Origin of the sequence: Bacteroides sp. CAG:189 (assembly GCF_000432295.1) — a bacterium.
Classification (GTDB): domain Bacteria; phylum Bacteroidota; class Bacteroidia; order Bacteroidales; family Bacteroidaceae; genus Bacteroides; species Bacteroides salyersiae.
In genome coordinates, this window is record NZ_HF991008.1 from 7,346 (window position 1) to 18,376 (window position 11,031).

Consider the following 11,031-nt stretch of genomic DNA (forward strand, 5'->3'; position numbering starts at 1 on the left):
ACGGTTCAGCACAAAATTCACTGTATTTTCCCACTCGATACGTACCCATTTGTAACTGGTCAGATAATTCAAACGCGAATCAAACGAGATGGAAGGAATAATATTCCAGGTTAAAGTAGGCTGAAACTGTGAACCGAAATCATTCTTGGAAGACTTGCCTTCATCCAGACCGAATTTCGTTTCGTTCACTTCGCTGTTGCCCACATACCGCAGGTTGTATGTCAACGGCGCAAGGAACAAAGAGAAGTTGAATTTCTTCTTCTTCAGTTTATAGTCCATACCGACACTGATCGCTAAATCGGCAGGAGCAAAGAATGCAGAAACCAGTTCTTCACTATTGGCCTTATAACCGTTGCAGAACTGCGTTTTGAATTCAGCAGAAATGGTATAATACCAGTTATGGGCTGCCTGTATACCCAATTTGCTATACAAACGGAGCTGGTCGGTGTTCACCAGATATTTATGATATTCGTCCGACGGTGTCGAATTGAATCCGAGTTTCGCTTCCAGCATATTTTCAAATTGCACCTTCTCACGGTCATTATAGTTGGCAAACAATTGCAGATTGGCCAACAGCGCATTGTTACTTTCCCCTCCTTTATACCAGTTGTCGGAAATATAGTTCTGGGTAATCTGCAACGAACCGTTACCACCTGTTACCCACCAGTTTGGCTTGCTGATCTTCAATTCGGCTTCTCCTACCCCCACATCCATCGGCTCTTTATCAAACAAACGCAACACTTCTGTTTTCGCTTTCGGCTTCACATCTTCCCGGAACACTTTCCGGCTTCTGATCTGCTTTTCCGTAGTACGTACAAGCTGGGGTGCATTCAGGTAAACCCCCATCAATGTGCGGTCTACAATTTTATTTGAACGCTTCAAAGAGGTGAACTGATCTTCATTGTAAGGCAGCCATTTGGAATAATCAACAGATACCGTATCGATCTTAGGAAGTTCCCAGTCAATTTTAGAATACTCCGCTATCGGAGAATAATAATAAGCCAACGGTGTAAACAACCGATAATATTGGGGATTTACCGGAATATAGCGTTCCGGCACAGCAGGGTCATTCAAGTAGTTCAATGCCCCGATATATTTCTCATACAAAATCGAAACCGTATCCAATTTATTTGTTTTAGGATCCAGTTTTAATATAAGATATGGCTGAAGTCCCGCAGCAAGCGTATCCGGTTTCTCCGGTACGGGCGTTACAGCTTTTAACGACGGCTTCGTACCTGTCTTCACCACCAACGGCCTATCGGATTTTACAGCCCGCAGTGTATCGTTTTTTTCCGACAATTGCACATCGGGCTTCGCCGCCGGCAACGAATCAACTTTTACCGGCAACAACGTATCCGCCTTTACTACATTATTTAAACTATCCAACACAGGTTTAACCGCATCTTGCGCCATCACCGATGAAGATAAAATAATCGCTAATGTGAATAATGAAATGTAACAGTTCTTCATGTCGTTTGTAATTTGAGCGCAAAAATACATTAAAATCTTTAAAAAAGGAAAGAAAAGGAAAGTTGTTTTTGCCACCCTTTCTTCCCTCTTAAAAAGAACGAATTGCATTTTTTAATAAATTTGTTTCAACGATTACTCATTACTTGCCCATTTTTTTGTAATTTTGCAGTTTTTAATGCGTTAGACTTATAAGAATTACATCATAGTAAACAAATAATTAAAACAGTTATAGCTGTGGGAGAAACAAAGTATATTTTCGTCACCGGTGGTGTAGCTTCCTCGTTAGGAAAAGGTATTATTTCATCATCCATCGGTAAATTGCTGCAAGCAAGAGGTTATAAAGTAACCATTCAGAAGTTTGACCCGTATATCAACATCGACCCGGGAACACTGAATCCTTATGAACACGGAGAATGCTACGTAACCGTAGACGGACATGAAGCCGACCTTGATTTGGGACACTACGAACGCTTCTTAGGTATCCAGACAACAAAAGCCAACAACATCACCACCGGACGTATCTACAAAAGCGTTATTGACAAAGAACGTCGCGGTGACTATCTGGGTAGAACGATTCAGGTAATTCCACATATCACCGATGAGATTAAGCGCAACGTGAAGTTGCTGGGCAATAAATATAAATTCGACTTTGTAATCACCGAAATAGGCGGAACCGTAGGCGATATCGAATCACTCCCTTACGTAGAAAGCATCCGTCAGTTGAAATGGGAGTTAGGAAAAGATGCATTGTGCGTACATCTTACTTATGTTCCTTATTTGGCTGCAGCCGGCGAGTTAAAGACAAAACCGACCCAACACTCCGTAAAAGAGTTGCAAAGCGCCGGTATCCAACCGGATATCCTCGTACTGCGCGCCGAACACGAACTGAGCGCCAGCCTTCGCAAGAAAGTAGCCCTATTCTGCAATGTAGACGAGAACGCCGTCGTACAGAGCATCGATGCTCCTACTATCTATGAAGTGCCTATACTGATGCAGGCACAAGGATTGGATGAAACGATTCTGAGAAAGATGGGGCTTCCCGTAGGCGAGACTCCGGGACTCGGCCCATGGCGCACATTCCTCGAACGCCGTCATAAAGCGGAAAACACAGAACCGGTACACATTGCCCTGGTAGGTAAATATGATTTGCAGGATGCCTACAAATCGATCCGCGAAGCTCTTTCACAGGCAGGAACTTACAACGACTGTAAAGTTCAGGTGGATTTTGTAAACAGTGAAACGCTGACAGAGGACAATGTAGCAGAAGCATTGAAAGGCATGGCAGGCGTGATGATAGGTCCCGGCTTCGGCCAACGCGGCATCGAAGGTAAATTCGTTGCTATCAAACATACCCGTACCCATAACATACCGACATTCGGTATCTGCTTAGGTATGCAATGTATCGCTATCGAGTTTGCCCGCAACGTATTAGGATATAAGGATGCCAATTCACGCGAAATGGACGAAAAAACACCGCACAACGTCATTGACATCATGGAGGAACAGAAAGCAATCACCAATATGGGTGGAACGATGCGTCTGGGCGCCTACGAATGTACGTTGGAAAAAGGCAGCAAGGCTTATGAAGCCTACAAGACCGAATATATCCAAGAACGCCACCGCCACCGCTATGAATTCAACAACGAATTTAAAGCCGAATACGAAGCCGCAGGTATGAAGTGTACGGGTATCAATCCGGAATCGGGTTTAGTGGAAATTGTGGAAATCCCCGCATTGAAATGGTTCGTAGGAACTCAGTTCCATCCGGAATATAGCAGTACGGTATTGAATCCGCATCCGCTATTCGTATCATTCATCAAGGCAGCAATCAGCAAATAATAATTAAATAATCAAGAATTAAAAATGGATAAAAACACCATAACAGGTCTCGTTTTAATAGCTATCTTATTAGTAGGTTTCAGCTTTCTGAGCCGTCCGAGCGAGGAACAGATCGCTGCACAAAAGAAATACTACGACTCCATTGCAGTGGTGCAGAAACAGGAGGAAGCCCTCAAAGCCAAAGCGGCAGCAGCGTTGGCCAATGAGAAAGGAGAAGCCACCGGTACGGTAGATTCGACTTCGCTTTTCTTCAATGCCATGCAAGGCAAAGAATCTTTCACCACTATTCAGAATAACTTAGTGGAAATCACTTTCGACAATAAAGGAGGACGTGTTTATTCCGCGATGCTAAAAGACTATAACGGACAGGATGGTAAACCGGTTGTGCTGTTCAATGGCAGTGATGCCGAAATGAACTTCAACTTCTATAATAAAAAAGAGACCATCCAGACAAAGGATTATTATTTTGAGGTTGTCAACAAAACCGACAGCAGCCTGACCATGCGTCTGACTGCCGACAGCGACAGCTATATCGACTTTACCTATACGCTGAAGCCAGACAGTTATCTGTTGAGATTCACCATTCAGGCAACAGGTATGGCAGGAAAACTCGCTTCAACGGATTATGTAGATATCTCTTGGTCGCAACGTGCACGTCAACTTGAAAAAGGGTTCACTTATGAAAACCGTCTGGCCGAGTTGATGTACAAAATAGCCAATGACGATACAGACAATCTTTCGGCTGCCAAAGACGATGAAAAGCAGATTGAAGGACGTGTAGACTGGATTGCCTTCAAGAATCAGTTCTTCTCTTCCGTATTCATCGCCAATCAGGACTTTGATAAGGTAAACGTCAAGTCGAGAATGGAGAAACAGGGAAGCGGCTATATCAAAGATTATTCCGCAGAAATGAATACTTTCTTCGATCCGACCGGAAAACAAGCTACCGACATGTATTTCTATTTCGGTCCGAACCATTACAAAACGCTAAAAGCACTTGATAAAGGACGCGATGATAAATGGGAACTCGACAATCTGGTTTATTTAGGATGGCCGTTGATTCGCTGGATCAACAAATTTATCACCATCAACGTGTTCGACTGGCTTTCCGGTTGGGGACTGAGCATGGGTATCGTTCTGCTGATTCTGACCATCATAGTGAAAATCGCCGTATATCCGGCCACTTGGAAGACTTACATGTCATCGGCCAAAATGCGCGTACTGAAACCGAAAATAGATGAAATAAACAAGAAATATCCGAAACAGGAAGATGCGATGAAAAAACAACAGGAAGTAATGAGCCTGTATAGCCAGTATGGAGTAAGCCCGATGGGAGGTTGTTTGCCAATGCTGTTACAGTTCCCTATCCTCATGGCATTGTTTATGTTTGTGCCGAGCGCTATCGAGCTTCGCCAGCAAAGCTTCCTTTGGGCGGACGACTTGTCTACTTACGATGCATTCATTACATTCCCGTTCCATATCCCATTCTTAGGCAATCACCTCAGTTTGTTCTGTCTGTTGATGACAGTGACCAACATCCTGAACACTAAGTTCACCATGCAACAGCAGGATACCGGTGCACAGCCCCAGATGGCAGCAATGAAATGGATGATGTATCTGATGCCCGTAATGTTCCTTTTCGTCTTGAATGACTATCCTTCGGGATTGAATTATTACTACTTTATTTCAACGCTGATCAGCGTGGGTACGATGATCGTACTTCGCAAAACAACCGACGAAGACAAGTTGCTTGCCATTCTCGAAGCGAAGAAAAAAGACCCGAAACAAATGAAAAAAACCGGCTTTGCCGCCCGTCTTGAAGCTATGCAAAAGCAGCAGGAAGAGATGGCAAAAGCAAAACAGCAGCAGAATAAGCGATAAAAGCTATTCCATTATAATGCAAAAGCCGGGTAAACTTAAGAAAGAGTTAGTCCGGCTTTTGTGATTTTTATACAGGCATGCATGTCAAGTCAGACAACGACAAAACAGTAAAGAATAGAATGAAAACTAAATATACTTATAAGGAAATATGGATTATCTCCTATCCAATTTTGATCAGTCTCGTCATGGAGCAGATGATCGGAATGACAGACACAGCCTTTCTGGGGCGTGTAGGAGAAATAGAACTGGGTGCATCAGCCATTGCAGGTATCTATTACATGGTCATCTTTATGATGGCATTCGGTTTCAGCATCGGGGCACAGATCATGATGGCACGGCGCAACGGAGAACGGCAATACAATGAAATAGGCCCTATCTTCTATCAGGGGATTTATTTCTTATTGGTGCTGGCGGTAATCGTATTTGCCATGTCGCTGCATTTCTCACCACATCTATTGAAGAACATCATCTCTTCGCCCAACATTTATGAAGCAGCCCTCAGCTACATCAATTGGCGCATCTTCGGTTTCTTCTTCTCATTTATCATGGTGATGTTCCGGGCATTCTTCGTGGGCACCACTCAAACCAAAACGCTGACATTGAATTCCATTGTCATGGTACTGTCGAATGTGGTATTCAACTACATCCTGATTTTCGGAAAATTCGGCTTCCCCAAACTGGGAATTGCCGGAGCAGCCATCGGTTCGTCATTGGCAGAATTGGTCTCTGTACTATTCTTCATCATCTATACCTGGAGGCGGATTGACTGCCGGAAGTATGCGCTCAACAAGCTACCCGCCTTCCAACCGGAAATATTAAAACGCATATTGGGGGTCTCTCTCTGGACAATGATACAGAACCTCCTATCCATGTCTACCTGGCTTACATTCTTCCTGTTCGTGGAACATCTGGGAGAACGTGCATTGGCTGTTACGAATATCATCCGCAATGTTTCCGGCATACCGTTCATGATGACTATGGCATTTGCTGCCACCTGCGGTTCACTGGTGAGTAACCTGATCGGAGCCGGAGAGACGCAATGCGTACAAGGAACGATCCGCCAGCATATACGGATAGCCTATGCTTTCGTTATCCCGCTACTGATATTTTTTGCCCTGTTTCCCAACCTGACATTAAGTATCTACACGGATATCCCCTCACTGCGGGAAGCTTCTGTCCCATCGTTGTGGGTACTGTGTACGGGTTATCTCATCATGGTCCCGGCCAATGTATACTTCCAGTCCGTATCGGGTACGGGTAATACACGTACAGCACTGATCATGGAGATGTCCGTGCTGGTGGTTTATGTTGCCTACATCACCTATCTGATCCTGTATTTGAGAGTGGACGTAGCCCTCTGCTGGACTTCGGAACACGTGTATGCGATCCTTACACTGATACTCTGCCGATGGTATATCCAAAAAGGAAATTGGCAACAGAAAAAGATATAACCAGTAGATGAGCAAAAGAATTTAAGGTTTAATTAATTGCAACAAAATAGAATGAAAATCAAAATATCGCATAGAATATAAATGTATAAATATATCACATATATACTTTTTCCATACCTATTAAATTATGCTATTATAAAGAAAACAAGATTCAGTATAAAATTCTAATATTCAATAAGATAAATAAATATTAGGGTTCACAAAGGTTCAACGTTCCTTTTAGACCCTATTTGGCTGAAAAAGATCAGAATCATTTACTATAATGTATATAAAAAATCAAAAATACAAAAAAATACAAAAAGCACATGATTGTTAAAAACTTTCCATAAACAAACAATAGTAATAAAGATATTTATTCGCTAAATTCGCTCAAAAAGCAGAAACACAGAATATACATATATATTTGAACAACAAACTTTTAAGACAAAATAAGTTCCACAGAAGGGGCCATAGATGAACGATGAACCTTGCGAACCCTAAGTCTCAAAACTGCGTCTGAAAAACGTAACACAAATACACCATTTTCATCTTTAGAAATCAAGTTCATACAAATCAATCAAAAAACAGAACATATCTCTCACGATACCTGTAATGTTCCGCATCTACCAACTTATTCAGGGCTTAGACGAAATAGATGTAAACCGGTTCAGTTATAAGTTTTCCACTGTTTTCCTTCGTGACAACTATTTCAGGAACAATACAGATAAGCCAACAACTTTTTCAGGAAAGAATAACAGAATCTGACAACTCAATTAGCAACTAACCGTTGAAAGTAACAACCGGTTTTTAGTATAAATCAGTATAAGTCAAAAAGACGTAGCAGACTTTAGAAAAAGACGTAGCAAGTTTAGAAAAAAGACATAACGTGTTTCTCTCAAAGGACATATATCTTTTTAGAAAAGACGTAGCATCTTTTAGCCCTTGCCATAAGAACTTAAACTATTTCACATCACCCTACAGAGAAATAAAATTTAATCGTTATCTTCGCACAACTAAAATTAACAAGAAAAAATATGAGACAAGCCAAACTGTTAGTTATGTCAACAACAATGATGTTAGCAGCCTGCGGCGGCACCAAAGACGCAGGACAGAGCGCAGAAGCACTCATCTGTAAATCGGATATTAAAATCGAAGGGATGCGCATGACGCCCGAAGCATTATGGGCAATGGGGCGTATCGGCGAGCTATCCGTATCACCCGATAACAAACAGATAGTGTACAGCGTAGCTTATTACAGCGTATCCCAGAACAAAAGTAACCGAGAACTCTTCGTGATGAATGCGGATGGAAGTGACACCAAGCAGATCACCCATACTCCCTATCAAGAGAATGCTGCTGTCTGGATCAAAAACGGAACTAAAATAGCTTTCTTAAGCAACGACAACGGAAGCAGCCAGATTTATGAAATGAATCCGGACGGTAGCGGACGCAGACAACTCACCAACTACGACGGAGATATCGAGGGATTCTCCATCTCACCGGACGGAAAGAAGATCCTTTTCATTTCGCAAGTGAAAACAGTGAAAAGCACAGCCGACAAATATCCCGATCTACCCAAGGCAACAGGCATCATCGTCACCGATCTGATGTACAAACATTGGGACGAATGGGTAACCACCGCCCCGCATCCGTTTGTGGCCGATTTCGATGGCAATGCAATCTCGAATATTGTCGACATACTGGATGGTGAACCCTACGAAAGCCCGATGAAACCTTGGGGTGGCATCGAACAACTGGCTTGGAACACTACTTCGGATAAAGTGGCATATACTTGCCGCAAGAAAACCGGACTGGCATACGCCATCTCTACCAATTCCGATATCTATGTTTATGATTTGAACACCAAGCAAACCGTAAACATAACCGAAGAAAACAAAGGATACGACACCAACCCGCAATACTCACCGGATGGTAAATACATCGCTTGGCAAAGTATGGAACGCGACGGATACGAAGCCGACCAGAACCGGCTCATGGTGATGAATCTCGAAACGGGCGAAAAAAGATTTGCCAGCAAAGGATTCGAATCGAATGTGGATGCTTTTATCTGGAGTGCCGATGCGAAAACGATCTATTTCACAGGTGTATGGCACGGAGAGGTACAAATATATGCCCTCAACCTTACCGACAATTCTGTCAGAGCCATTACCGAAGGCATGTACGACTATGGTGTTCCTGCCCTTTTCGGAGACAAGCTGATCGCCAAACGCCATTCTATCAGTATGGGTGATGAAATTTATGCCATCAGTCTGGATGGAAAGACTACTCAGCTGACACAGGAGAACAAGCAGATATACGACCAACTCGAAATGGGAAAAGTGGAAGGACGCTGGATGAAAACCACCGACGGCAAACAGATGCTGACTTGGGTAATTTATCCTCCCAAATTCGACCCGAACAAGAAATATCCCACGCTACTTTTCTGCGAAGGTGGCCCACAAAGCCCCGTCAGCCAATTCTGGAGTTACCGCTGGAACTTCCAAATCATGGCTGCCAACGATTATATCATTGTAGCCCCGAACCGTCGCGGCCTTCCGGGATTCGGTAACGAATGGAACGAAGCCATCAGTGGCGACTATGGCGGCCAGTGCATGAAAGACTACTTCACTGCAATCGATGAAATGGCTAAAGAGCCTTTCGTGGATAAGGAACGTCTGGGCTGCGTAGGTGCCAGCTTCGGAGGATTCTCCGTCTACTGGCTTGCGGGACATCACGACAAACGCTTCAAAGCATTCATTGCTCACGACGGTATCTTCAACATGGAAATGCAATACCTCGAAACAGAAGAGAAATGGTTTGCCAATTGGGACATGGGCGGCGCTTATTGGGAAAAGCAGAACGCAACAGCGCAACGCACCTTCGCCAACTCTCCACATCTGTTCGTAGACAAATGGGACACTCCCATTCTGTGTATCCATGGAGAGAAAGACTATCGCATCCTTGCCAATCAGGCAATGGCTGCTTTCGATGCTGCGGTAATGCGCGGAGTTCCTGCGGAACTATTAATCTATCCGGACGAAAACCATTGGGTACTGAAACCGCAGAATGGTATTCTGTGGCAACGTACCTTCTTCGAATGGTTGGATAAATGGCTGAAATAAACCGGTAAGCCGATTGAAAATGAAAAAGCTCCTTTGGATCGCCAAAGGAGCTTTTTGCTATATATTTGTACATTTTTCTTAAATTCATACAGAATCTTTTATTTCTTAGCAAATAAATGTTATCGCGTCAATATTTTCCATTAGAAAATTGTTTTATTAGAAAAAAGTTAATATAATCAAACAATGAGACACCTCTGTAGAGAGGGAGCTTCAAAAATATGGAGTAATTATGATGACAAAAACACACGGCTTTACCCAATAAAAAATTCGCCCAGAAAATTCAAAAAAAAGGAGTGAAATTCTTCGATGTACGTACTTTTGCCGAATATGCAGAAAAAAAATTCAAGTCTACGTATTGGACAATGGACTACAGAAATGGAAAGGAAAAACAGAAAAATAAAATAGGTTTTAGGTGATTGAGGTTTTTCTTTCTTCTGAGTTGATGGGGCTGATCGAGTCGTCAGCCTCATCTATTTGCACAATCGTATAGACACTGTCTTAAGATATGCAATCATTATCAACGAATCAACAAATCCATATGGCAGCAAATCAGCGCATCCACACATTTTCTATTTCAACTACATACATTTTATGAAATCCACCGTGCGAACCTCCATACCATTTCTCAATCAAATTCTTATCTAAAAAGTTTTCAGGACCAATCTCCCCGGCATAAAGCTTCCTGCACTCCAAACTCAAACGGGCTTGTTCAAAAAGTACATTCCCTTGTGCTGTAAACAACGGTTTCAATCCGGTTTCCTTCACTTTATCCACCTCCCTGCCGGACTTGGAACCACAAACAGCATGAATCTTCTTATTCTCTTCTCCCAAAAAAGAAAGCGTAAGGAAATCGCCCTTTTCAATAAATTCATAAGTATACCGTTCGGGACGAACAAAAACAAAAGCCACAGGCTTATTCCAAAGCCAGCCGATACCACCCCAACTGGCAGTCATTGTATTGAATGCTTCCTTGTTTCCGGCCGTAACTAACATCCATTCTTTTCCTATTGCTTCAAAAAAATTCTCTGAGAGTTCTTTAACTTCTACTTTTTTCATGATCATCTCTTTCTATGTTTATACACTATCTTCTTTGGTACACCATTTTTTCTGATACACATCTTTATCACTATACAAAGAAAAATACATCCTTCGCATACACAACGGTAACAAACTGAACTTCCTACTTTTGCTTTTTCAGTTTCACGATATCTCCCAGCGTAGGAATAGCTACTTTAATATTCCTTTTCCTTGCCTCAGCAGCAAAAACTTGAGGAGGATCGTGGAGCGGT

General features: G+C 42.7%; 6 protein-coding genes and 1 pseudogene. 4 read left to right on the plus strand and 3 right to left on the minus strand.

The window, feature by feature from the left end; genetic code table 11:
* Positions 1–1,578, minus strand: a 1,578-nt coding sequence (locus QVP90_RS03250; RefSeq protein ID WP_288203898.1) for a DUF3078 domain-containing protein, incomplete at its 3' end; no start/stop codon positions are given.
* Positions 1,579–1,704: 126 nt separating this feature from the next.
* Between QVP90_RS03250 and QVP90_RS03255 the strand changes: the two genes are divergently transcribed.
* From QVP90_RS03255 to QVP90_RS03270, 4 genes are all read left to right on the plus strand, one after another.
* Complete coding sequence (locus QVP90_RS03255) at positions 1,705–3,309, plus strand: CTP synthase (protein WP_005931355.1); 1,605 nt, start codon at positions 1,705–1,707, stop codon at positions 3,307–3,309.
* 24 nt (positions 3,310–3,333) lie between these two features.
* Complete coding sequence (yidC, locus tag QVP90_RS03260; RefSeq protein WP_005931352.1) at positions 3,334–5,190, plus strand: membrane protein insertase YidC; 1,857 nt, start codon at positions 3,334–3,336, stop codon at positions 5,188–5,190.
* A gap of 119 nt (positions 5,191–5,309) precedes the next feature.
* Entirely contained in the window at positions 5,310–6,641 is a 1,332-nt protein-coding gene (locus tag QVP90_RS03265) for an MATE family efflux transporter (protein ID WP_021935636.1), read from the plus strand.
* Positions 6,642–7,654: 1,013 nt separating this feature from the next.
* Positions 7,655–9,742: a S9 family peptidase gene (locus QVP90_RS03270; RefSeq protein WP_005931346.1), complete on the plus strand. Its 2,088-nt coding sequence runs from the start codon at positions 7,655–7,657 to the stop codon at positions 9,740–9,742.
* Between the two features lie 549 nt (positions 9,743–10,291).
* Here QVP90_RS03270 and QVP90_RS03275 read toward each other — a convergent pair.
* Entirely contained in the window at positions 10,292–10,798 is a 507-nt protein-coding gene (locus tag QVP90_RS03275) for a flavin reductase family protein (RefSeq protein WP_025819187.1), read from the minus strand.
* 124 nt (positions 10,799–10,922) lie between these two features.
* A pseudogene (locus QVP90_RS19950) lies at positions 10,923–11,031 on the minus strand (MBL fold metallo-hydrolase); the annotation flags it as partial.

Coding starts and splice junctions, on each gene's coding strand:
- yidC (WP_005931352.1), top strand. CDS start 3,334: ATGGATAAAAACACCATAACAGGTCTCGTTTTAATAGCTATCTTATTA.
- QVP90_RS03270 (WP_005931346.1), top strand. CDS start 7,655: ATGAGACAAGCCAAACTGTTAGTTATGTCAACAACAATGATGTTAGCA.
- QVP90_RS03265 (WP_021935636.1), top strand. CDS start 5,310: ATGAAAACTAAATATACTTATAAGGAAATATGGATTATCTCCTATCCA.
- QVP90_RS03275 (WP_025819187.1), bottom strand. CDS start 10,798: ATGAAAAAAGTAGAAGTTAAAGAACTCTCAGAGAATTTTTTTGAAGCA.